General features: G+C 44.1%; 22 protein-coding genes. 13 read left to right on the top strand and 9 right to left on the bottom strand.

All coding sequences use genetic code 11. The features are described from left to right. Position 1: 1 nt before the first annotated feature. Genes IR173_RS07090 through rlmN form a run of 8 tightly spaced genes read right to left on the bottom strand, consistent with a single transcriptional unit; the run spans position 2 to position 7,538 of the window. A complete protein-coding gene (locus tag IR173_RS07090; protein WP_237038960.1) occupies positions 2-724 on the bottom strand; it encodes an HAD family hydrolase in 723 nt (240 codons plus the stop codon). 2 nt (positions 725-726) lie between these two features. Continuing rightward, entirely contained in the window at positions 727-1,728 is a 1,002-nt protein-coding gene (locus tag IR173_RS07085) for a lysylphosphatidylglycerol synthase transmembrane domain-containing protein (protein WP_237038959.1), read from the bottom strand. After that, positions 1,728-2,675: a CDP-alcohol phosphatidyltransferase family protein gene (locus IR173_RS07080; RefSeq protein WP_237038958.1), complete on the bottom strand. Its 948-nt coding sequence runs from the start codon at positions 2,673-2,675 to the stop codon at positions 1,728-1,730. The genes IR173_RS07085 and IR173_RS07080 overlap by 1 nt, the downstream gene beginning before the upstream one ends. 4 nt (positions 2,676-2,679) lie before the next feature. Further along, a complete protein-coding gene (locus IR173_RS07075) occupies positions 2,680-3,537 on the bottom strand; it encodes an ATP-grasp domain-containing protein (RefSeq protein WP_237038957.1) in 858 nt (285 codons plus the stop codon). 23 nt (positions 3,538-3,560) lie between these two features. Beyond that, positions 3,561-4,268: a nucleotidyltransferase family protein gene (locus tag IR173_RS07070; RefSeq protein WP_237038956.1), complete on the bottom strand. Its 708-nt coding sequence runs from the start codon at positions 4,266-4,268 to the stop codon at positions 3,561-3,563. Positions 4,269-4,273: 5 nt separating this feature from the next. Further along, a complete protein-coding gene (gene pdxA, locus IR173_RS07065) occupies positions 4,274-5,374 on the bottom strand; it encodes a 4-hydroxythreonine-4-phosphate dehydrogenase PdxA (protein ID WP_237038955.1) in 1,101 nt (366 codons plus the stop codon). 25 nt (positions 5,375-5,399) lie between these two features. After that, positions 5,400-6,464, bottom strand: a complete 1,065-nt coding sequence (locus tag IR173_RS07060; protein ID WP_237038954.1) for a DUF4837 family protein — start codon at positions 6,462-6,464, stop codon at positions 5,400-5,402. A gap of 27 nt (positions 6,465-6,491) precedes the next feature. Continuing rightward, on the bottom strand, positions 6,492-7,538 hold the full coding sequence (gene rlmN / locus IR173_RS07055) for a 23S rRNA (adenine(2503)-C(2))-methyltransferase RlmN (protein WP_237038953.1): 1,047 nt from the start codon (positions 7,536-7,538) through the stop codon (positions 6,492-6,494). Between the two features lie 84 nt (positions 7,539-7,622). On the opposite strand from rlmN, the gene IR173_RS07050 reads away from it, so the two are divergent. The 7 genes from IR173_RS07050 to IR173_RS07020 all read left to right on the top strand — a co-directional run bounded on the left by IR173_RS07050 (position 7,623) and on the right by IR173_RS07020 (position 15,883). Next, complete coding sequence (locus IR173_RS07050; protein WP_237038952.1) at positions 7,623-10,115, top strand: DUF4922 domain-containing protein; 2,493 nt, start codon at positions 7,623-7,625, stop codon at positions 10,113-10,115. Further along, positions 10,112-11,428 carry a SpoIID/LytB domain-containing protein gene (locus IR173_RS07045; protein ID WP_237038951.1) on the top strand — a complete coding sequence of 439 codons (1,317 nt, stop codon included), beginning with the start codon at positions 10,112-10,114 and terminating at the stop codon, positions 11,426-11,428. The genes IR173_RS07050 and IR173_RS07045 overlap by 4 nt, the downstream gene beginning before the upstream one ends. Before the next feature lie 19 nt (positions 11,429-11,447). Then, the gene (locus IR173_RS07040) at positions 11,448-12,722 is read left to right on the top strand and encodes an MFS transporter (protein ID WP_237038950.1); all 1,275 of its coding nucleotides are present in this window, start codon (positions 11,448-11,450) and stop codon (positions 12,720-12,722) included. Between the two features lie 70 nt (positions 12,723-12,792). Then, entirely contained in the window at positions 12,793-13,350 is a 558-nt protein-coding gene (locus IR173_RS07035) for a DUF4251 domain-containing protein (protein ID WP_237038949.1), read from the top strand. A gap of 153 nt (positions 13,351-13,503) precedes the next feature. After that, positions 13,504-14,343, top strand: coding sequence for an ATPase (locus IR173_RS07030; protein WP_237038948.1), 840 nt, complete (start codon positions 13,504-13,506; stop codon positions 14,341-14,343). Continuing rightward, entirely contained in the window at positions 14,340-15,155 is an 816-nt protein-coding gene (gene murQ / locus IR173_RS07025) for an N-acetylmuramic acid 6-phosphate etherase (RefSeq protein WP_237038947.1), read from the top strand. The genes IR173_RS07030 and murQ overlap by 4 nt, the downstream gene beginning before the upstream one ends. A gap of 26 nt (positions 15,156-15,181) precedes the next feature. Then, positions 15,182-15,883 (top strand): SIMPL domain-containing protein, encoded by a 702-nt coding sequence (locus IR173_RS07020; protein ID WP_237038946.1) that lies wholly within the window; start codon positions 15,182-15,184, stop codon positions 15,881-15,883. A gap of 4 nt (positions 15,884-15,887) precedes the next feature. Here the strand turns inward: IR173_RS07020 and IR173_RS07015 are convergent, their stop codons facing one another. Beyond that, positions 15,888-17,564 carry an ATP-binding response regulator gene (locus tag IR173_RS07015; protein ID WP_237038945.1) on the bottom strand — a complete coding sequence of 559 codons (1,677 nt, stop codon included), beginning with the start codon at positions 17,562-17,564 and terminating at the stop codon, positions 15,888-15,890. A 200-nt stretch (positions 17,565-17,764) separates the two neighbouring features. Between IR173_RS07015 and rpsA the strand changes: the two genes are divergently transcribed. From rpsA to IR173_RS06985, 6 genes are all read left to right on the top strand, one after another. Next, the gene (gene rpsA / locus IR173_RS07010) at positions 17,765-19,561 is read left to right on the top strand and encodes a 30S ribosomal protein S1 (protein ID WP_237038944.1); all 1,797 of its coding nucleotides are present in this window, start codon (positions 17,765-17,767) and stop codon (positions 19,559-19,561) included. A gap of 250 nt (positions 19,562-19,811) precedes the next feature. Further along, on the top strand, positions 19,812-20,258 hold the full coding sequence (locus IR173_RS07005) for a cold-shock protein (RefSeq protein WP_237038943.1): 447 nt from the start codon (positions 19,812-19,814) through the stop codon (positions 20,256-20,258). Between the two features lie 70 nt (positions 20,259-20,328). Then, positions 20,329-21,243, top strand: a complete 915-nt coding sequence (locus IR173_RS07000) for a ribonuclease Z (RefSeq protein ID WP_237038942.1) — start codon at positions 20,329-20,331, stop codon at positions 21,241-21,243. A 20-nt stretch (positions 21,244-21,263) separates the two neighbouring features. Next, the gene (locus tag IR173_RS06995; protein ID WP_237038941.1) at positions 21,264-21,815 is read left to right on the top strand and encodes an RNA polymerase sigma factor; all 552 of its coding nucleotides are present in this window, start codon (positions 21,264-21,266) and stop codon (positions 21,813-21,815) included. A gap of 47 nt (positions 21,816-21,862) precedes the next feature. After that, positions 21,863-22,237: a hypothetical protein gene (locus tag IR173_RS06990; protein ID WP_237038940.1), complete on the top strand. Its 375-nt coding sequence runs from the start codon at positions 21,863-21,865 to the stop codon at positions 22,235-22,237. A gap of 13 nt (positions 22,238-22,250) precedes the next feature. Further along, a complete protein-coding gene (locus tag IR173_RS06985; protein ID WP_237038939.1) occupies positions 22,251-22,706 on the top strand; it encodes a hypothetical protein in 456 nt (151 codons plus the stop codon). Positions 22,707-22,779: the final 73 nt, after the last annotated feature.

Below are 22,779 nucleotides of genomic sequence, written 5' to 3'. Positions count from 1 at the left end.
CTTATAATAATGCCGGCAGGCCTGCCAAATTTGTAAGAATCACATCAGGTACGGATTCATCTGTCACTTCTCCTCCCCATCCTTCGCCTTTCAACCAGGCAACCAGACAACCGACTTGCTTTGCCGGGACAACATCTTTCGAGAAAGAATCTCCGACAACCAGCACTTTGCCGGCCTCATATCCCATTGCCTCCACTCCCAAACGATAAATGGCCGGATCGGGCTTGCGCACTCCTACCACCGACGACTCAATAATATCATCGAAGAAGGTGTACAGTCCAAAGTCTTTAAGGATGGTTTGGATGTTTCCATAGAAATTGGATACAAGCACCAGTCTATACTTTTTGGAAAGCGCTTCCACCACAGGACGAGTCACCTTCAGCACCTCCAGCACATATTCATAACAGCCGTCCGCCACCTGCTTTGCATAAGTTTGCAACATCCTTTCGTCCAGCGGCAGTTTTCCCTGTTCAGCCAGATACTCCACCTGCAACTTGGTCTTGATAGAGAGAACATCATGAAAATTATGTTGCGGCCGAACAAAAGGATATTTAGCCAAAGCCCTTTCAGCAAACACATAAGCCTCCCGAAAACTTTCCTTGTCTACCGGCACATGGTATTCCGTATATTTACTCCACAAAACCTCTGCCCAATGACGGCTGTTGGTATCTATCGTGCCGCCATAATCAAATATAACTCCTTTGATATCTTTCAACATATTCATACTTATTTATTTGCAGGCGTACCATTACCAACTTTCATCAGCAACACACCTATTACAATCCAAATCAATTCTCGCACACGGGTAATCAATCCGGTATAAACGCCAAATGCACCCGGAATGGCTAGTCCGCCTACCGCCAACGCAAATCCCCCCTCACGTGCTCCCAACTGCATGGGAGAAAAGAAGAACATGTTGGCAAACAGAGAAGTAAACGCCATAATCAGAATACATGCGGGAAAGCAGACGTCCGTCGTCAGGATATTCAAAATGAAATACACTTCCAGGCATCCCAAGATACGCGCCATAAATTCCAGCCCCAATGAAGCATAAAAAGTGGACTTACGCTGTTTATGCAACTCCGCAATCTGGCTGTCCACACGTTCCAATGTCTCTCTTTTGTTTTCCGAAAACCGTTTCGCCCATCCTTTTATAAAAGGAATATGCTGCAACAACTTCAAAGTGCGCACCGCCATTCCGTTTCTATACCCTTTCATAAAAAAGTAAATGGCAAGCAGACAAAGAAAACCAACCACAGAAAGAACCGTCCCCATTGCAAAATCTACCGGACGAAGCGCCAAATACAAAAAGATGGAGAAGAACCAGAAACAAAAATGCGAAAAAATATGCATCATCACATATAGGATGACCGACGAAGTGGCTTTACTTGCACCCACATAAGGTGTCAGTTCCATAATGCGATAAGGCTCTCCGCCCATCAAGCCGACCGGAGTGGCATAATTCAAGGCAAAACCAGAAACGGTCAGTTTATATACTTTCCAAAACGGAATAGGCGTTCCCTTCTTCCCATCCCGAATAATAATGTACCAAGAAAGAGTATTGAATAAATAAATAATAACCCATAACCCTACGACAGCCGGCAACCAAATTCCGGCCCTGCGAAGATTAGCCAACAACTCGTCATACTCCATATCAAAAGTACAGAGCATCACAACAATGGCAACGATTCCGAATATCAGGAATATATTTCTATATTTACTTTTCACTATGCTGCGTATTTATGGTAAAAACGAGCGCTGACAGCCTCGTGGCAATGGCGCATATATACGAACAATGAGGTCATCACTACAATCTCGAACACAAAATAAAGCCACGGTTCGCCTATCAGCAAACTAATATACAATGCAATGGCACGTGTATTGAAAGTCAGTATATTGGTATATTTCATTAACGGCTTGCTGGCAGCACGGAATTCATCGCGCAGTTCTTGTGGAATATTATCGCCATACTTCGCCTTCACCAGCGCATAGAATTGCTGAAAATTAGGAGTCATCCCCTCCTGCTGACGAGTATAGTTTCCATAGAAATAAAGGAATATTTTCCACCAGAAGTTTCCCTTCCATGGCAAGCTGTGGAATATTTCGCGCTGCTGCTTAAAGTTGTCCAGCTCACTACCGCTTTTCCCTTTCAGGAAATAAAGATGAATATTGCGATAATAATCCGCCAGCGTACATTGTTTACTGTGACAAATCGTACCCGAAAGCAAAGCCAGAATCCAGATAAACACTCCCCAATGCATTCCGCCACCGATATTGAAAGGCATCGGCTGATTCATCAGTCTGAGACAGATAGCTACATAAATGGTAAAGAACCAAATGTCACCCGCAAATCCGTCCAGCATACGTCCCCACTGGGTTTTCTGTCCTGTGAGTCGGGCCAACTGTCCGTCAGCGCTATCATAATGATTTGCCCACATCAACAACAAAATACCGATAATAGTGTGTTTCATATCGGGGTAATAGAACATCACCCCCGCACCTACACCCAAAATAATAGATAAGATAGTCACTACATTGGGGTGCACTTTCAGCTTTTTAAAGAATAAGGCCCATGCATAGCCAATAGGCCGATTAAAATAAATATCCAAGAACTCCTCCGTGTCCATTGATTTGAAAGAAGCCTCTATTCCTTTCTTCTCACTCTCTTTACTCATGTCTCTATTTTTTCATTTGCTTTTTCTTTGCCCGGTTATAGATGCATGCTGCAATCTTTCCGCCTGCTTCCTCACGGCAACGGGCAAAACTGGGCCAGTCATTAAAATCAATTATCTTAAGTTCGCCCTCGGCAGATACCACACAATCACCTCCGTAAATGGGGACATTCAGTACCTCGGCCGCCATATCGCTATATTTCTTAAGTTCTTCTTCGTTGAAGGGAATCCCTTTGGCCACGCCATTGATTTTCTCCAAACCGAATTTGCTGTGCGAACAAGGAGAAGGATAGAACCAATAAAAGAAGTCCGTTCCCTGAACACCATAAAATTTAATCAAATCACCCTGAAGATGCTCGTTTATCACAGCTATCGGTATATGCCGGCTACGGAAATCAGCCAAAACCCGTTCGGCCTCTTCTTTGCCGGTGACATAACATACATCTTCCTTTACCATAGCATGAGAATCACCGCGTTTTATCCAACACGGATAACAGTCTTCCTCAAACTGCTGTTCCGTAGATATGATGAAACTCCGCGGATGGGGGACACCGTGCTTTATCAAAAGTTCCGTCATGGGTCTGCGTACGCAATTATCGATTCCATAAGCCGAATTTACAACCAAAGCCCCTTCATCTTCCAAAGATTTCAGGCGGGCAATTGTCGCCCTGTCACGAGCCATGTCAAATATCACATCCGCTTTTATTCCGCAAGCTACAAATTCTTTCTCCGCATAGAGCTCTACCTTACATCCCAACAGCCTCAACTCATCCGCCACCTTATTAAAAATGGCGGCATCATTGTCTACATGATTAGGAGAATACTCATTACCACGGCTTACCCCTATTATTGAAAATTCATCCATTCCTTTATGTTAGTGCTTTAAGTTTATTCTTTTCCGGCCAAAAAAGCCTCCGCCTTCACGATATCGCCGGCATGGTCCACGTCCAAGATTTTCTTAAAAGGATAGGCTTTCAGTTTCAGGCCGTCCGCGACCAGTTGTCTTTGGAAATTACGCATACGTGACATTCCTTTGTCCATACATGCGTGTAAAGTTCTGATAGCAGCCGGTGTCAGACAATAAATGCCTCCCGAAATATAACGACACCCGGGAATTGCCGCATCATGGAATCCCGTTATGTTCAAAGCTTCATCGGTAGAGATATAAAGTGGCTTTTCATCGTCAATATAATCTGTAACTGCCATATATCCGTCGTTATCAGCTTGCTTGAACGCTTCAATAAATGTGGCAAACTCTTCTTCACGGAAAATCGTATCTACGGTAGTCAGACAGAACTTGTCATCCTGCAAACAAGAACTCAACTCATAAAAGCTGTGCATAGAACTGGGAGTGGTCTTCACTATCACTTCCAAAGGCACTTCCGTTTCTTGTTGCAACTTAGCAAGATGCTCCTTAGTCAACGGACTCTCATTATTAATAATAACGACCACCTTATCAGCCCCATTACGGATAAAAATCCGTATCAGACGGTCAATCATAGCCACTCCATTGAGTTGCACTAAAGGTTTGGGTAAAGCAACCCCTTCTTGTGAAAGACGGGATCCTTCACCCGCTGATATAATTGCGAACTTCATTTCTCTTAATCTTCTTCGTCTATAGTATCCAACTTCAACTTATCACTGTCATCACGTCTTTCATAATATTGCTTGCGCAACGGATGCGCATGAATCGCTTTCTCAACGATACGATTGCGAAATACATCCATCGCTACATAAATGGCCTGACGGAATGAATCTTCCAAAGCAATACCCTGACCGGCAATATCATAAGCTGTTCCATGCGCCGGAGATGTGCGTACAATGGGCAGTCCTGCGGTATAATTCACACCTTCGTCCATGGCCAATGCTTTGAACGGTGCCAAGCCCTGATCATGATACATAGCCAGGATACCGTCAAAATGGGTATAATTACCCGATCCCATAAATCCGTCAGCAGGGTAAGGTCCGAAACATTGCACCCCTTTGGCAACCATCTCTTTGATGGCCGGAATAATAATTTCATTTTCCTCTGTACCTATCAGTCCATTGTCTCCCGCATGAGGATTCAGTGAAAAGACTGCAATACGTGGACTGTCAATTCCGAAGTCTTCTTTCAAAGAACGATGGAAGATGGCAAGTTTCTCCATAATCAGTTCTTTCGTAATATCTTTGGCTATCTCACGAACCGGCACATGCCCTGTCACCAACGCCACACGGAAATCATTCTTCAGTAAAATCATTAAAGCCTTCTGTCCTTCCCCCACACGCTCCTCGATATATTCGGTATGTCCGGGAAAATGGAATGTCTCCGACTGAATCGTATTTTTATTGATAGGAGCAGTAACCAATACATCTATCAGACCGTCTCTATAATCCTGCAAAGCTCTTTCCAAGGCATCCAAAGCAGCCTTTCCCGCCTCTGTTGTAGGTTTTGAGAGTTCAACCTTCAGTTCGTCTTCCGTGCAGTTCAGAATACTCAGTCTATCCGGCATAGCATCATCAGCCGAGTTGATGATGCTAAAGTTTGCCTGAATATCCATTGCTTTACGATGATAAGCCGCAACCTTTGGAGAGCCATAAATAATAGGTGTACAAAGTTCCAGCATAGTCGGATCCGAGAAAGTCTTCAGAATGACTTCGTATCCCACTCCGTTGATATCCCCGTGAGTAATACCAACTCTTATCTTGTTATTATCTTCCATTTAGTTATTATTAATCTGTTCTATTTTATTCTGCCTTTGCAGTTGAATCCACCTTTTCTTCAGGAATATCGGCATTGACCACCACTTCGTCCAACAGCGTTTCATTCGGCAATCTCAACGTATAGAGCGAAGCCTCCATCTGGCGCATCAGGTTACGTTTCATCTTATCGGGAGAATAGATAAATGCTTCAGCCACAATCACACGTCCGTTGGCGCGGTCTACACGAGCATGAGAAACGAACGGGCCACCCATCATGTCGCCTTCCATTTCCCATAATCCGCGTGCCTCCTGAGCATATTCGCCTTTTACCATAATATTCTTGACATCGACAAACATAGAGTCGGTAGCCATATACATACCTTCACGTTCACCCGGGATATTAGCTTTCATTACCGAATCGCGTTTATGCACAAAGAACTCTTTAGTAAAGGTATTCTTGTCAGTATAAGGATAAGAATATATGACGAAGTTCATATCGGCGGAAGCACGGTTGGTAGAAGCCCACAAGAAATTTTCACCGGTCTTATAATTCGACAATTCCTGAGGAATCCAAACATCACAATCAAACATACTACCCACTTTGGCAGAAACGGCATCGTTATGTTTTTCTTTCAGCAGATTAATCTGGCGATTGATCTCAGATTTCACAAAGAAGTCGATAATCACCTGACTGTTCTTTTCCACAAAGTCTGCAAACTCCTGTTCGTTAGGGGCCTGAATAGTCATAATCATTTGCGGTGCAGCATATACGTCACGCGAGAATTTTATCTTAGGCTGCGTATAGATATCCTGAATATCGACAAGAATGATATTACGGAAAATCTTCATGACACGATCAAAGTGTTCGGGAGCGATATTTGAAATACGGAACGAGCGTTCTGCTTGAGGTAGTCCGGGAACATTCGTATCCAGCACATCAAATAATGCACGTCCTGCAGGACGGTCCCACACTGCCTTATTTACTACCACCAACACTTCATAAGGTCTTCCGCTGGAAGTCGGAGTAAACAAGTTTTTCTGTCCTTTCTTACAAGAAGCCAGCACCAGCACCACCAGTACCAAACTCAAATAGAATGCGATTCGTTTCATAATTCTTATGGTATTATATTTAGTAATCTATAGTGTAACGCCTTTCTCTTTCTGTTGTTTGGCTGTCGACAACATTCCGCAGGCTGCAAATATGTCCTCCCCTCTTGATGCACGAATGGTAGCGAAAGCCCCATGTTGTGTCAAATAATCACGGAACGCCACCATTGTTTCCATGTCCGTTCCTTCCAAATCAACATTCGGGATAGCATGGAAACGGATTAAATTGATGCGGCAGTCGATGCCACGCAGCAATTTAACGATTTCTTTGGCATATACCAAAGAATCGTTCACATCTTTAAATACAATATATTCAAAAGACAACCGTCTCTGTTTACTGAAATCATAATTACGCAATATATCTACAATTTCGGTAATAGAGAAAGCTCTTTCAGCAGGCATCAATTCTTTTCTCTGCGACGGGAAAGGAGTATGCATACTGATAGCCAGATGGCAGTCACTCTCATTCAGGAAACGTTCCAATCCCTTTCTCAATCCAACAGAAGATACGGTTATTCTTTTCGGGCTCCAACGATAGCCATAATCAGAGGTAAGTATTTCGAGCACCTTCAGCACTTCGTCCAAGTTGTCAAAAGGTTCTCCCATCCCCATAAACACAAGATTGGTCAGCGTATCGCGTTCCGGTATGGAATATATCTGGTTCAGAATCTGGTTGGCAGTCAGGTTAGCCGTAAAACCTTGTTTCCCAGTCATGCAGAACTTACAATTCATCTTGCATCCCACTTGTGAGGAAACACACAGAGTAGCCCGGTCTTCATCCGGTATATACACAGCCTCTACAAAATTTCCGGCCGCCGTGCGAAACAGATACTTTACCGTCCCGTCTACCGAGCGCATGGCTTCCACCGGTGCGGAGGCCCCGACTTCATACCCATCTTTCAACATCTCACGATGCTTCAGTGACAAGTTAGTCATTTCGTCTATCGAAGCGACTTTCTTCTCATACAACCAAGATGCAATCTGCTTTGCAGCAAATTTAGGCATTCCCAGATTCTGCGTTATGTGCTGAATCTCATTTAAAGTCCTGCCAAGTAATACCGTTTTTGGAGTTTCCATTATATTTAAAAGACAATTAGCGTACAAAGGTAGAGAAAAAATAATATATATTACCTATCTTTGCGCCGAGAAATACATTTAAAGATGAGAAAAACAATTAATTGTTTTATTCCATACGAAGAAAACACAGCAATAGGCAAAGCTGTTACAGCTTTGAAAGACAGTAGTGTCGTCAACAAAATCTATTTATTGAGAGTCACCGAAGAGCCGGCTTTATCCCTTCCCTCAGGATGTGAAATATTAACCATTGATTCTTTGAACAGCAGTGATACGATTAAGAAGATTGCTCAAAAGGCAAACACTCCTTTCACGTTATTGTATACCAAAACATCTCCGTTCGAGTTAGGTTATATGGCATTGGAACGCATCGTCAGTTTCCTGCAAGACCATGAAACCGGCATGGTTTATACCGACCATTACGAATGGAAAGAAGGAGAAAAGAAAAAGCATCCCGCCATTGATTACCAACTGGGCAGTGTACGCGATGATTTCGACTTTGGCTCTTTGCTGGCATTCAGAAGCGAATATCTTATCGGGGCAGCCGACTCTATGGAGAACGGCTGCGAGACCTACCAATATGCCGGACTTTATGCTACTCGTTTATTCATAGCCGAAATGGGAAAGATTACCCATATCAATGAATATTTATACACCGAAGTGGAACAGGATAACCGCTTGTCGGGCGAAAAGCAGTTTGATTACGTCAACCCGCGCAACCGTGAAGTACAGATTGAGATGGAACAGGCCTTCACCCGATACCTGAAAAGAACAGGTGCCTATTTGCCACCTAATTTCAAAAAGGTAAACTTCCATACAGAAGTGTTTGCCAATGAAGCGTCCGTCATCATTCCCGTCAGAAACAGGGTTCGCACCATAGACGACGCCATCCGTTCCGCCCTCGGACAGAAGACAGAATTCCCCTTCAATATTATCATCACAGACAATCACTCCACAGACGGTACATCGGAAGTAATTGCCCGCTATAAAGACAATCCGCAAGTTATACATCTGCAACCCGAACGCACCGATTTGGGAATAGGCGGTTGCTGGAACCTCGCCATCCATCATCCCCAGTGTGGCCGTTTCGCCATACAACTGGACAGTGACGACCTCTATAGCAGTCCGCAGACATTGCAAACCATTGTAGACACCTTTTATAAAGAACAATGCGCCATGGTGATAGGCACGTACCGAATGACGGACTTCAACCTGAACACCATTGCTCCGGGTATCATAGACCATAAAGAATGGAGCATAAGCAACGGCCACAACAATGCCCTGCGCATCAACGGCCTGGGTGCTCCCCGTGCTTTCTTCACTCCCCTTTTAAGAGAAATCGGAGTCCCCAATGTCAGTTACGGAGAAGACTACGCATTAGGGCTGGCCTTTTCACGCACCTATAAGATAGGTCGCATTTACGAAGAATTATACCTTTGCCGCCGTTGGGAAGGGAACTCGGATGCCGCACTCAACATTGAGCAAGTCAATGCCAATAACCATTACAAAGACAGCCTCCGCACACACGAAATCAATATCCGCAAGAGCTATAGCACGCAGTACAAGAATAACAACAGGAACGAAAGAAAAATACAGAACAAACGTTTCATAAAAGAACAATTTGCCGACTGGAAGCTGGCCGGTGACAATCTTACCTCCCTAAAAAATGTGCTCGTCAAACAGGAAACGGTTTGCGGCATCCCGTTTACCGTGCAGCACAACCCCGCACGCATGGTTTCCACCGGAGCCAAGGTAGACCCCCAAAGCATATCCGACCGCCCTTGTTTTCTTTGTGAAAAGAATCAGCCGGAAGAACAGCGTACTCGCTGCATCGGATATCACTTCAATCTGTGTGTGAATCCCTATCCGATATTACCATACCACATCACCATTCCACATACAGAGCATCACGAACAAGTATTGCCTTTGGATTTTTGCGAATCCATCAATCTAATTTTCAGTGAACTGCCCTCCGAATATGCTTTATTCTACAATGGAGCGCTTTGCGGAGCTTCCGCCCCCGATCATTTGCATTTTCAGGGAGTGCCAATGGAAAATATCCCCTTGGTTAATTTCTACCGTCAGCCGGACACCGAAAAGACATTACTCTTATCAAACAATAAAGTAACAGTAGATGAAACGCACAAAAAGCTTCTAATCAATTCATCCTACTTGTATTATATCAATCATTACGCCTGTCCCCTGTTCAGCATAGAGCAATACCACGACGGAAAGAAGGACGAATCACTGTTCGAAAATATAATGAAAGCATTGCCGTGCAGCAATACCGAACCAGAAGCGAAAGTAAACATACTGGCATGGCAAGAAGATGAAAAACAAACCATCCTCATTATTCCGCGCAGCAAGCACCGCCCCGAATGTTATAGCGCCAAAGCCGGCAAACAAATGCTTGTCAGTCCGGGAACCCTTGATATGGCAGGCATCATTGTCACTCCACGCAAAGAAGATTTTGAAAAAATATCGGCTGCAGACATCCGACAAATCCTGCAAGAAGTCGGACTGGCACGCGAAGATGCACAGGAAATAATTAAAAAGTATCGAAAACAAAACAGACTATGAAAGAGCCCGAAATAAATGTAGGAATAGTAAATGCACAAGAAATTCATTTTTCACTGAACGGCAGTTTTTTTGCCAAAGGCGAGATTGTATGCGGCGAACAAAGTGTTTCTTTCAGTGAAGGAGGTATCCTATGGAACGGAAATCTATATCGTGAACTGACCTTCACCCCACAAGACGAGCGCACTTCATTCTCCCTCTACGATGTGACCATCGGAATCAACTTCCACTGGGAGCGTCAGGAAACCCAGAGCTTTATGGGGACATTGAAACTGGTAGTAGATGAAGGCAAAATAACAGCTATCAATATTCTTCCGGTAGAAGACTATCTGATAAGCGTCATTTCATCGGAAATGAGTGCCACCTCTTCATTGGAGTTTTTGAAAGCACACGCAGTTGTTTCGCGCAGCTGGCTTTTTGCCCAGATGGAGAAACGCAAAGCCATGTGCAACAAGAATGAAGGATTCTTTTCTTTTGTGAAGACCGAAAACGAATACATCCGTTGGTATGACCGCGAAGACCACACCATCTTTGATGTATGTGCCGACGACCATTGCCAGCGTTATCAGGGAATCACCAAGGCATCCAATGCAACAGTTGCCGAAGCCATCCGCGCCACACGCGGTCAACTGCTCATGTACGGTCAGGGCATTTGCGACGCCCGTTTTTCCAAATGCTGTGGAGGAGCAACCGAAGAGTTCGGTTATTGTTGGGAGGACAAAGACTACCCCTACCTGTCCGCCATCAGAGATGACGGAAAAGAAACTCCGCAACCGCTTCCCGACTTAACCAAGGAAGTTGAAGCCGAACGGTGGATACGCACCTCCCCTCAGGGCTTCTGCAACACACACGACAAGAAAGTCATCTCGCAGATACTGAACAACTACGACCGCGAAACGACAGACTTCTATCGTTGGAAAGTGCGCTACACCCAAGAGGAGCTGGTCGAACTCATCCGTCAGAACACAAAAACCGATTACGGCAACATCATCGATTTAATTCCCATCCAACGGGGAAAATCAGGACGCATCTGCAAATTAAAAATCGTAGGCACACTGAAAACCCTCACCATCGGTAAAGAACTGGAAATTCGCCGCACCCTTTCCTCCTCCCATTTATTCAGTTCGGCTTTTGTCATTGACAAAGGAGAATTGAAAAACGGTGTACCGGAATGGTTCCTGCTGACAGGCGCCGGCTGGGGGCACGGAGTAGGCTTATGCCAAATCGGTGCCGCCGTTATGGGAGAACAAGGTTATACATACGACAAGATTCTGCTGCACTATTATAAAGGAGCAGACATCCGCCGTTTCTATTAATCCAATCTTATAGGTAATAATGAAAAAGACATCACCGTGGGCATGGATACCCACCCTTTACTTTGCGCAAGGATTGCCATACGTCGCAGTGACCATTATCTCGCTTGTCATGTATAAAAGGCTGGGTATCAGCAATACCGAACTGGCCTTCTATACCGGCTGGCTCAACCTGCCCTGGGTCATCAAGCCACTGTGGAGTCCGTTCATCGACCTCATCAAGACCAAACGCCGGTGGATTGTCACCATGCAGATGCTTATCGGTGCGGGGCTGGCCGGTATTGCCTTCACCATCCCCACCGACCATTTTTTTCAATTGACACTCGCTCTGTTCTGGTTGCTCGCCTTCAGTTCCGCCACACACGACATTGCTGCCGACGGATTCTATATGCTGGCACTCGACTCTCACGAACAAGCACTGTTTGTAGGCATCCGCAGCACTTTTTACCGCATCGCCACTATTGCCGGGCAAGGGCTGCTTATCATGTTGGCAGGCCGGCTGGAGACAGTGACAGGCAACATTCCCTACTCCTGGTCTATCACTTTCTTTCTGCTTGCTGGAATATTCCTCGCCGTGTGGCTTTACCATCGTTTCATTCTCCCCCATCCGGCTGCCGACCATCCGGCAAAAGAAGTATCCGCTTCTGGGCTGATGAAAGAATTCTTTACCACCTTTACCACCTTTTTCCAAAAGAAGCACGCCGCCGTTGCTATCGCATTCATGTTGCTATACCGACTTCCCGAAGCACAATTAGCCAAAATGGGAATTCCTTTCTTACTCGATCCTGTTGAAAAAGGAGGCTTGGGACTTACCACCGAAGAAGTAGGATTCGTGCAAGGAACAGTCGGTATCATAGGACTGACGTTAGGAGGTATTCTGGGAGGTATTGCCGTAGCCCAAGGGGGTCTTAAACGCTGGCTTTGGCCGATGGTATGGGCTATCTCATTACCTGATTTTGTTTATGTATACCTCAGCCATGTACAGCCGGACTCCTTGTTGCTTGTCAATATTTGTATTTTCATTGAACAGTTTGGATACGGTTTCGGATTCACGGCCTATATGCTCTACCTCATTTACTTTGCCAACGGCGAACACAAGACGGCACACTATGCCATCTGTACCGCTTTTATGGCACTTGGCATGATGATTCCGGGAATGGCTGCCGGATGGTTGCAAGAACACCTGGGATACAACCACTTCTTTATTTGGATTATGATATGTTGCGTTGCCACATTCGGAGTCACGGCACTGCTGAAGATTAACCCCGAATTTGGAAAGAAAACCTTAAAAAGTTAATGTTAAATTCAACAATACAAGCCATTGCATTGTTTCCTTTTCAGACGATAACATATAAAACAGAAGGTATATGAAAAAAATTATTTTATTGGTATTAGTTGTATTGTTTGGCTGTGTAGGATACTCACAAGCGCAAACATCTGAAAAAAAGCTGAGTCGTCAAGAACGAAAGGAAGCCAAAAGAGCCATGGAGCAGGCATTGTTTGAAGAAGCCAAACAAGCCATAGAAGACAAAGCCTTCACCCTAGAGGCAGATCAGGTTATTTTTAAACGGGGCAGAACAGCATTTGTCTCTTCAAATACAAACTTTGTGACTGTCAATGGTGAGAGAGCTTCCGTACAGGTAGCTTTCAATATTCCTGCAAGCGGTCCTAATGGTTTGGGCGGAGTAACTGTGGATGGCAATGTATCTGGTTATAAAGTGACCACAGACAAAAAAGGTCATGTCCGACTGGCAATGAATATCACAGGTGTAGGCATTTCTGCCCAAGTCAATATAACACTGACCAACGGCAGCAACAATGCGACAGTGGATATCCTTCCTAATTTTCACTCCAACAGACTTACCTTGTCAGGCACTCTGTTGCCATTGGATAAATCAAGCGTATTCAAAGGAAGGTCTTATTGACAGACAGGCCGCTTCAATAAAGTTTTTCATTGCAAGTAATGCTTGTCCTTATTGAGGATATTTCAACCGGTCAGGAACCTGTGACTGATAAAGATGCATTTTTTCAATTATTATTCATATCTTTGCATATACTATAACCATTTATCAGTAACCATGATTGTAATAGCAGACAGTGGTTCCACCAAAACCGATTGGTGCATAGGCAACAACCTAACAGATTACCGGATAGTTCAGACTCCCGGCATCAATCCGTTTTATCTTTCCACCAAAGAAATAATCCGGCAAATAACAGAAACCCTTCTCTCACAGTTGACGGAAAAAGACACCGTCACCGAACTCTATTTCTATGGTGCCGGTTGCACTCCCGAAAAGGCATGCATTGTAGCAGATGCTCTCACCGAATGTTTTCCACACGCTCATATTGCGGTAGAGAGTGACTTGTCGGGAGCCGCCCGCGCCTTGTGCGGACACAAGAAAGGCATTGCCTGTATACTGGGAACGGGATCGAATTCCTGCGAGTACGACGGTGAAAGAATTGTTTCCAATGTTTCTCCACTAGGGTATATATTGGGGGACGAAGGAAGCGGAGCTGTGCTGGGTAAACGACTGGTGGGTGACTGCCTCAAAAAACAACTCCCCCCCGACTTGTGCGAACTGCTGCTCAAAGAATATGAGCTGACTCCTGCCCTTATCTTGGACAAAGTATACCGGCAGCCGCTTGCCAACCGTTTTCTGGCAAGTCTCACTCCTTTCTTATCCGCACACCGACAGAGAACTGAGATTCATGCGTTACTACTTTCCTGCTTCACCGATTTCTTCGAAAGGAATGTGATGCTGTATGAATATACCGATTGCCCCGTTCACTTTATCGGCTCCATCGCATGGCACTTCCGGACAGAGGTAAAAGAAGCAGCCGATGCATTGGGCATTCAAGTCGGCAAGATAGTGAAGAGTCCGATGGAAGGATTGATAAATTATTATTTCGGAATATGAGTTTTATTAAAATAACCGAGCAACCGTCTTTGCACGAAGACCTCGAACAGTTATCCGTGCGAAGCCTATTGGAAGGTATCAATGAGGAAGACCAAAAAGTAGCCTTAGCTGTGCGCTCCTGTATTCCCCAAATAGAAAGACTGGTAACTGGCATCGTGGAACGGATGCAGCAAGACGGACGGGTGTTTTATATCGGAGCCGGAACCAGCGGACGCTTGGGAGTATTGGATGCCTCGGAGATTCCACCGACTTTCGGTATGCCCGATACTTATATAATAGGTATAATAGCCGGAGGCGAAACGGCTCTGCGGCATCCGGTGGAGAATGCGGAAGACGATATGCTGAAGGGATGGGAAGAATTACAGACTTTCCACATCAATGACAAAGATACCGTGGTAGGCATTGCCGCTTCGGGAACAACGCCTTATGTCATCGGCGCATTGCAACAGGCACGGAAACGGGGCATACTGACGGCAGGAATCAGCAGCAATCCCGATTCTCCCCTTTCACACGCAGTGGATATTCCCATCGAAATGATTGTAGGTCCGGAGTTTGTGACCGGCAGCTCGCGTATGAAAAGCGGCACAGGACAGAAAATGATTCTCAATATGATTAGCACTTCCGTAATGATAAAATTAGGAAGGGTAAAAGGAAACCGAATGGTCAATATGCAACTGAGCAACCAAAAACTGGTAGACCGGGGGGTAAGGATGATTATGGAAGAACTGCGACTGGACGAAGGAAAAGCAAAACAATTGTTACAGAAATGTGGTTCAGTAAAAAAGGTCTTTGACATTTATAATAAGAAATAAATTGTATAACTAAAAACGATTAAAACATGAAAAGCTGGAAACTGGAAGCCATTATCTTAGCAGTAGGTATGCTGGTAATGGGCTATTTTATTAAAGCCGGACTGGATGCTTTCTCCAGTAAAGACCGGGTAGTAACTGTTAAAGGACTGGCAGAAATGGAAGTGCCTGCCAACAAGGTCACTTGGCCTCTGATGTATAAGGAAATGGGAAATGACCTGCCTACCTTATATAATAAGATAAACAATACGAATCAGGCCATCGTCACTTTCCTCAAACAGAAAGGCATCACCGAACAAGAAATCAGCATCAATGCTCCCGAACTGATAGACCTGCAGGCCGACCGCTATAACAGTAACCCGATTCAGTTCCGCTACAATATTACAACCGTCATCACTGTTACGTCTGACAAAGTGGAACTTGTGCGCAACTTGATAAAAGAACAGAGCGAGCTTCTGAAACAGGGTATCGCTATCACCGGAGGAGACTACCGCTACAATGTGCAATATGACTACACCGGACTCAACACTGTGAAACCCCAAATGATAGAAGAAGCAACAAAGAACGCCCGCGCCGCCGCCATCAAGTTTGCCAAAGACTCGGACAGCGAACTGGGAAAGATAAAAAGAGCCTATCAAGGACAATTCAGCATCGAAGACCGCGATGCAAACACTCCTTATATCAAACGAATACGCGTGGTGACCACCATTGACTATTCACTCGAAGATTAAAAGGTCAGACACCCATTTTATGGAGCATTCTGAAGAGTTCATCTTTGTTCAGGGGCTTTGACAAATAACCGTTGAAGCCTCTGGACATTACTTTTCTTCTGTCTTCGTCATACGCAAAAGCCGTTACTGCCACAATGGGGATGTCGGATGATAGCTGGCGAATGGCATCCGTCGCCTGATAACCGTCCACCACAGGCATACCTATATCCATCAAAATAATAGCCGGGTTACATTCCAGATATTTGGCAATGGCCTCTTCACCGTTCACGGCACGTATCAGGTCATACTGCTTTTCCAGATATATCTTATAGAGCAAATAATTGTCATCCATGTCTTCGGCTATCAGGATGGTGCGGCGAACAGCACCCTCACCGTATGCAGCTTCATCAACCCCGACTGATTCCGAATCATCTTCCGTCCGTTGCAAGGGTAAGAAGTCGAAAGGTTTTACAGGCAGAGTAAACCAGAATGTGGAACCTTTGCCATATTCCGAAAAGACCCCTATCTCACCACCCAGTTTCTTGATAATGGTCTGGCTAATAGACAATCCCAGCCCTGTGCCTTGCTTTTTGGCATCCAGTTTCATGAAACGCTCAAAGACTTTATCCACGTTCTCAGCCGGGATACCAGTCCCCGTGTCCTGCACATAGAAGTAAATGTCATCCTCACGCACCTTATATCCTAAGGTGATAGTGCCTTCTTTGGTATACTTGAATGCATTCGACAGAAAATTGGAAAGCACCTGTGACACCCGGTTCTTTTCGGTATGGATAAAGCACACCGGCAGGCAGGGCTCAAACACAATGCGCACCGGACTGTCCGCTTCTTCCAGCCGCAATCTGAAGATTCCTTCCAGTTCACGCATTATTTGATTAACATCTGTATCGGAATAGATAAACTCCAGTGTCCCCGCCTCTATCTTTGACATATCCAGAATATCATTGACCAACTGCAACAGCATATTCGTATTACCTTTGATAATCTCGACATAAGAATTACGTTCGGCCTCGGAAGCATTAGCCAATAGTCCTGCAAAACCGACTATCGCATTCAGCGGAGTCCGGATTTCATGGCTCATATTGGCAAGGAAGGCTGTCTTCTGCTCACCTGCCACTTCCGCCACTTGCCTGGCTACTTCCAGCTCTTCCTGTATCTTCTTCAAGCGGGTAATGTCACGCACGGTCAACAATACCTTTTCATCTCCGTCCAGCAACATATATGCACCCGAAACGCTCACTATACAATCCACATAATTACCGGTATCATTCGACAAATAAAGCCTCATCGGGGCTTCCAATTGGGAAAAGCCGTTTTTTTCGCGAAAGCACTTTTCGATGGAAGCACGCACCGGGCAATATTTGCAGTTCTCGTGAGTGCCGCACGCACCTGAATCCAATGCATTCTTGCAACGGAGCAACTCACCCACCCTATGAAAGACGCCGTCGTCCGCCTCGTCGTTCAAACTATAATAATTGGTTTTCTCTACCAGAAAATTACGATTGGCCAATACGATGTACGCATCAATATTACGCAAGATGGCATCCGAAAAATCCTTGTTTAAACTAAGTTCGCTCTCTTTGACAACAACTTCTTTACTCAGATTTTTTGTTTTCTTCGTTTCTAGCCACCACTTTATTACAAAAAATAAAGCAACAACCGTTAATAGTATAGATGGTAGCATTTGCTAAATAGGTTTATGTTGTCACAAAGATATGAACATAATTTAATAACGACTCATAATTAGATAATTAAATATTCAATTTTAAAGAAAAAGCCTCAAATTTATTTGTGATTCAGTAATTTATTGTATCTTTGCGCCCGAAATTAGATAATCAATATAATGTCTAACGTAATTAACTGAGAATTTTAACAATTTTATTAATGGAAAATTTAAAAAACATCGCTCCTGTTGAAGACTTCAACTGGGAAGCTTACGAAAACGGCGAAGCCATTACAGGCATTAGCCACGAAGCTCTTGAACAAGCTTATGACAGTACACTGAACAAAGTAAATGACCGCGAGGTTGTAGACGGTACTGTTATCGCAATGAACAAACGCGAAGTAGTTGTTAACATCGGCTACAAATCAGACGGTATCATTCCTTTGAATGAGTTCCGTTACAATCCTGAACTGAAAGTAGGTGATACTGTAGAAGTATACATTGAAAACCAGGAAGACAAAAAAGGACAGTTGATTCTGTCACACAAGAAAGCACGTGCAACTCGCTCTTGGGATCGTGTTAACGCTGCTCTTGAAAACGAAGAAATTATTAAAGGCTTTATCAAGTGCCGCACTAAGGGTGGTATGATTGTTGACGTATTCGGTATCGAAGCATTCTTGCCGGGTTCTCAAATTGATGTTAAGCCTATCCGTGACTACGATGTATTTGTAGGTAAGACAATGGAATTCAAAGTGGTTAAAATCAACCAGGAATTCAAAAACGTTGTTGTTTCTCACAAAGCTCTTATCGAAGCTGAACTTGAACAGCAGAAGAAAGAAATCATCGGTAAACTTGAAAAAGGACAGGTACTCGAAGGTACTGTTAAAAATATCACTTCTTACGGTGTATTCATCGACCTTGGCGGCGTAGACGGTTTGATTCACATCACTGACTTGTCTTGGGGCCGTGTAAGCGATCCGAAGGAAGTTGTAGAACTCGACCAGAAGTTGAACGTTGTTATCCTTGATTTCGATGACGAAAAGAAACGTATCGCTCTTGGTTTGAAACAACTGACTCCGCACCCATGGGATGCTTTGGACGCTAACTTGCAGGTAGGTGACAAGGTGAAAGGTAAAGTAGTCGTTATGGCTGACTACGGTGCATTCATCGAAATCGCTCCGGGCGTAGAAGGTTTGATTCACGTATCTGAAATGTCTTGGTCACAGCACTTGCGTTCTGCTCAGGACTTCATGAAGGTGGGTGACGAAGTAGAAGCTGTTATCCTGACTCTTGACCGTGACGAACGTAAGATGTCTTTGGGTATCAAACAGCTGAAACAAGATCCATGGGAAACTATCGAAGATAAGTATCCTGTAGGTTCCAAGCACACTGCAAAAGTTCGTAACTTCACTAACTTCGGTGTATTCGTAGAAATCGAAGAAGGTGTAGACGGATTAATCCACATCTCTGACCTGTCTTGGACTAAGAAAGTGAAACATCCTTCTGAATTCACTCAGATTGGTGCAGACATCGAAGTTCAGGTATTGGAAATCGACAAAGAAAACCGTCGTTTGAGCCTTGGTCACAAACAGTTGGAAGAAAATCCTTGGGATGTATTCGAAACTGTATTTACTGTAGGTTCTGTACACGAAGGTACTATCATCGAAATGCTGGATAAGGGTGCTGTAGTAGCTCTTCCTTACGGTGTAGAAGGTTTCGCAACTCCGAAGCACTTAGTAAAAGAAGACGGCTCTCAGGCTCAGTTGGATGAAAAACTGTCATTCAAAGTGATTGAATTCAACAAAGACGCCAAGAGAATCATCCTTTCTCACAGCCGTATCTTCGAAGATGCTGCTAAAGCAGAAGAAAGAGCTGAAAAGAAAGCTGCTTCTAACGCAAAGAAAGCCACTAAGAGAGAAGAAACTCCTGCTATTCAGAACCAGGCTGCTTCTACAACTCTGGGCGATATCGACGCCTTGGCTGCTTTAAAAGAACAGTTGGAGAACAAAAAGAAGTAATCAGATTACTTTAAAATAACACAGAAAAGGATGTACCATCAATCGGTACATCCTTTTTTTATGCCATTATTCCTTAAAAAGAAAGCTCTTTTATGGAATATCCGATAAAAAACCGTACCTTTATGAAGTAATAAAATTTCGAGTTAGTATTTCACAACGACTTCTCCCCGTCTTCTTATTACCTATTTATTAATTCAATGCAGTATTCATATATATAATACTGCATATATACTAATTTAAAAAGATTCAAATGGCGAAACCAATTTCATTTACCAAAAGAGATTTAGAAAAGAAAAAACAAGAAAAACGTTTAGCAAAACAACAAAAGAAAGAAGAAAGGAAGAATAGCGGTACATCATCTTTCGAAGATATGATAGCATACGTAGACGAGAACGGTGTAATAACCGACACCCCTCCCACTCCAAACGAAAAGCCTCAGGAAATAGATATCACTACTATCGAAGTTTCCACTCCACGCAAAACGGATGAACCTGTGATAACCGAATATGAAGGAAGAGTAGAGTTCTTCAACACTTCCAAAGGATATGGCTTTATCAAGAACCTGAAAAATGCAGAGAAGTATTTTTTCCATGTAAGCGGACTGCAAGACGAAGTAACGGACGGAAATTTGGTAACTTTCAAACTGGAACGCGGGCCACGAGGTATGAATGCTGTAGAAATCAAACGCAAAAAATAACTCGGACGGCTGCATACGTTTTTACAACCTTTTTATATTTTTCATCCAAAAAGATAGTATCTTTGCGGCGATGGAAAAATTTGAAGTACATATATTAGGCTGTGGTTCGGCATTGCCGACAACAAGACATTTTGCCTCTTCGCAAGTCGTGAATATCCGTGAAAAGTTATTCATGATAGATTGCGGAGAAGGAGCACAGCTACAGTTACGCCGTTCTAAATTAAAATTTACGCGTCTTAACCATATATTTATATCTCATCTGCACGGTGACCATTGCTTCGGGCTGATGGGACTTATTTCTACGTTCGGACTGGTGGGGCGCACGGCTACGCTGCACATACATTGCCATGCCGACCTCGAACGGATACTCATGCCCCAACTGGAATACTTCTGCAAAGGAATGGCATACAATGTGGAATTCCATCCGATTAACCCCACAAAAGCCGAAGTCGTTTATGAAGACCGTTCCGTGACGGTCAGCAGTATCCCGTTGCGTCACCGCATTCCCACCTGCGGATTCCTTTTTGCGGAGAAACCGACCCCCAACCATATCATCAGAGATATGATTGATTTTTATAAAGTACCCGTGTTTGAACTCAACCGCATCAAAAACGGAGAAGATTATGTGTTGCCGGACGGTAGTGTTGTCCCCAACAACCGCCTGACCACCCCACCGGCGCCTCCCCACAGCTATGCCTATTGTTCGGACACTATTTTCCATCGCCCTGTCATAGAACAAATAAAAGGAGTGGATTTACTTTTTCACGAAGCAACCTTTGCACAATGTGATGCCCAACGCGCCAAAGAAACATTCCACACCACCGCCATGCAAGCCGGTGAAATGGCCCGCGACGCAGGTGTAAAGCAGTTACTCATCGGACATTTTTCGGCCCGTTATGAAGACGAAAACATTCTATTACAGGAAGCAAAAGGTGTATTTCCTAATACACTGCTTGCCAAAGAGAACCTGAAGGTCACACTATAAAGAAAACACAAAACCGGTTCATGGATACCTATAATGAAAAAGAAATAATAGCATTATTGCAAGATCCCAAGCGACAACGGGAAGCATTCGAATGCATCGTGAAACAGTATAGCGAGCAACTGTACTGGCAAATCCGCCGTATGGTGCTTTCGCACGATGATGCCAATGACCTGTTGCAGAATACATTTATCAAAGCCTGGATAAATATCGACTACTTCCGTGCCGAAGCTAAAATGTCTACATGGCTCTATCGTATCGCCTTGAATGAATGCCTTACCTTCCTAAACAAACAACGCGCAATCAACCAATTGTCCATCGATGAAGCCGACGCCGAAATGGTGAATAAACTGGAAGGAGACAGTTACTTCAGTGGAGACGAAACCCAGAGACTGTTCCAAAAAGCACTGCATACACTTCCCGACAAGCAACGGATGGTCTTCAACCTAAAATACTTTCAGGAAATGAAATATGAAGAGATTTCCGAGATATTGGGAACAAGTGTGGGAGCCCTGAAAGCCTCCTATCACCACGCAGTGAAAAAAATAGAGAGTTTTTTAAAAGAATGCCTTTAAACCTTTTCAAATAAAAAGCATCTAAAAAACAGAAAGGAGAGTGAACTATGAAAGAAGAAGATGAATTGCTGAGGAAGTGCGGAACCAAGAATCCGTTTACAGTACCCGAAGGTTATTTCGAAAACTTCTCTAAAGAACTAATGGATAAACTGCCGGAAAAGGAAATACCCCTTTCCGAACCTGTCATCACCACATGGCAACGTGTGAAACCATGGATATATATGACAGCCATGTTCTGCGGATTAATGTTGAGCGTCAGAGTTTTTGTCGGACGCCCCAAACAAGATACACCTATATTTACAGCAGCAGAAGCGGCCGAGTTCTCTGACGAATATGTAGAAACCATCATGGAACATTCGATGATGGATGATTACACACTTTATCAATATCTGACAGAGGCCGATACTGAAACATACAATTAAATTTTTAGTCGAAATGATACAAAGACTGACTACCCTACTATTTATTCTATGCCTCACCCTATCTGTGCAGGCACAAAAGAAGCCGGGATTCTCTAAAGAGGAATTTAGAGCCAAACAAGAGGCATACCTCACCCAAAAGGCAGAACTGACACCGGAAGAAGCCGGCAAGTTCTTCCCGATTTACTTTGAGTTACAGGATCGTAAAAAAGCCATCAATGACAAAGCCTGGCAAAAAGCGCGTAAAGGGAAAAGCCCTAACACCACGGATGCCGAATATGAAGAAATTGTGGATGGAATCGCTCATGCACGTCTGGAATCAGACAAGCTGGATATCGAATATTTAAACCGCTTCAAGAAGATTCTCTCCCCTCAAAAGCTATTCAAACTGCAACGGGCCGAGGTCAAGTTTCATCGTGATTTGCTGAAAATCATGCATCAGCCCAATAAACCTGATGCCCATAAAAAATAGAAAGGCAACCCTATTATAAAGAATAGAAAATGTGTCAAAAGTAAGTTCCGGAAAACCGGCTTTACTTTTGACA

This window comes from Phocaeicola faecalis (genome assembly GCF_021730445.1).
Lineage (GTDB): Bacteria > Bacteroidota > Bacteroidia > Bacteroidales > Bacteroidaceae > Phocaeicola > Phocaeicola faecalis.
This window is presented reverse-complemented; position numbering and strand designations above follow the sequence as displayed.

Coding starts and splice junctions, on each gene's coding strand:
- IR173_RS07090 (WP_237038960.1), bottom strand. CDS start 724: ATGAATATGTTGAAAGATATCAAAGGAGTTATATTTGATTATGGCGGC.
- IR173_RS07080 (WP_237038958.1), bottom strand. CDS start 2,675: ATGAGTAAAGAGAGTGAGAAGAAAGGAATAGAGGCTTCTTTCAAATCA.
- IR173_RS07075 (WP_237038957.1), bottom strand. CDS start 3,537: ATGGATGAATTTTCAATAATAGGGGTAAGCCGTGGTAATGAGTATTCT.
- IR173_RS07070 (WP_237038956.1), bottom strand. CDS start 4,268: ATGAAGTTCGCAATTATATCAGCGGGTGAAGGATCCCGTCTTTCACAA.
- pdxA (WP_237038955.1), bottom strand. CDS start 5,374: ATGGAAGATAATAACAAGATAAGAGTTGGTATTACTCACGGGGATATC.
- IR173_RS07060 (WP_237038954.1), bottom strand. CDS start 6,464: ATGAAACGAATCGCATTCTATTTGAGTTTGGTACTGGTGGTGCTGGTG.
- rlmN (WP_237038953.1), bottom strand. CDS start 7,538: ATGGAAACTCCAAAAACGGTATTACTTGGCAGGACTTTAAATGAGATT.
- IR173_RS07050 (WP_237038952.1), top strand. CDS start 7,623: ATGAGAAAAACAATTAATTGTTTTATTCCATACGAAGAAAACACAGCA.
- IR173_RS07045 (WP_237038951.1), top strand. CDS start 10,112: ATGAAAGAGCCCGAAATAAATGTAGGAATAGTAAATGCACAAGAAATT.
- IR173_RS07040 (WP_237038950.1), top strand. CDS start 11,448: ATGAAAAAGACATCACCGTGGGCATGGATACCCACCCTTTACTTTGCG.
- IR173_RS07035 (WP_237038949.1), top strand. CDS start 12,793: ATGAAAAAAATTATTTTATTGGTATTAGTTGTATTGTTTGGCTGTGTA.
- IR173_RS07030 (WP_237038948.1), top strand. CDS start 13,504: ATGATTGTAATAGCAGACAGTGGTTCCACCAAAACCGATTGGTGCATA.
- murQ (WP_237038947.1), top strand. CDS start 14,340: ATGAGTTTTATTAAAATAACCGAGCAACCGTCTTTGCACGAAGACCTC.
- IR173_RS07020 (WP_237038946.1), top strand. CDS start 15,182: ATGAAAAGCTGGAAACTGGAAGCCATTATCTTAGCAGTAGGTATGCTG.
- IR173_RS07015 (WP_237038945.1), bottom strand. CDS start 17,564: ATGCTACCATCTATACTATTAACGGTTGTTGCTTTATTTTTTGTAATA.
- rpsA (WP_237038944.1), top strand. CDS start 17,765: ATGGAAAATTTAAAAAACATCGCTCCTGTTGAAGACTTCAACTGGGAA.
- IR173_RS07005 (WP_237038943.1), top strand. CDS start 19,812: ATGGCGAAACCAATTTCATTTACCAAAAGAGATTTAGAAAAGAAAAAA.
- IR173_RS07000 (WP_237038942.1), top strand. CDS start 20,329: ATGGAAAAATTTGAAGTACATATATTAGGCTGTGGTTCGGCATTGCCG.
- IR173_RS06995 (WP_237038941.1), top strand. CDS start 21,264: ATGGATACCTATAATGAAAAAGAAATAATAGCATTATTGCAAGATCCC.
- IR173_RS06990 (WP_237038940.1), top strand. CDS start 21,863: ATGAAAGAAGAAGATGAATTGCTGAGGAAGTGCGGAACCAAGAATCCG.
- IR173_RS06985 (WP_237038939.1), top strand. CDS start 22,251: ATGATACAAAGACTGACTACCCTACTATTTATTCTATGCCTCACCCTA.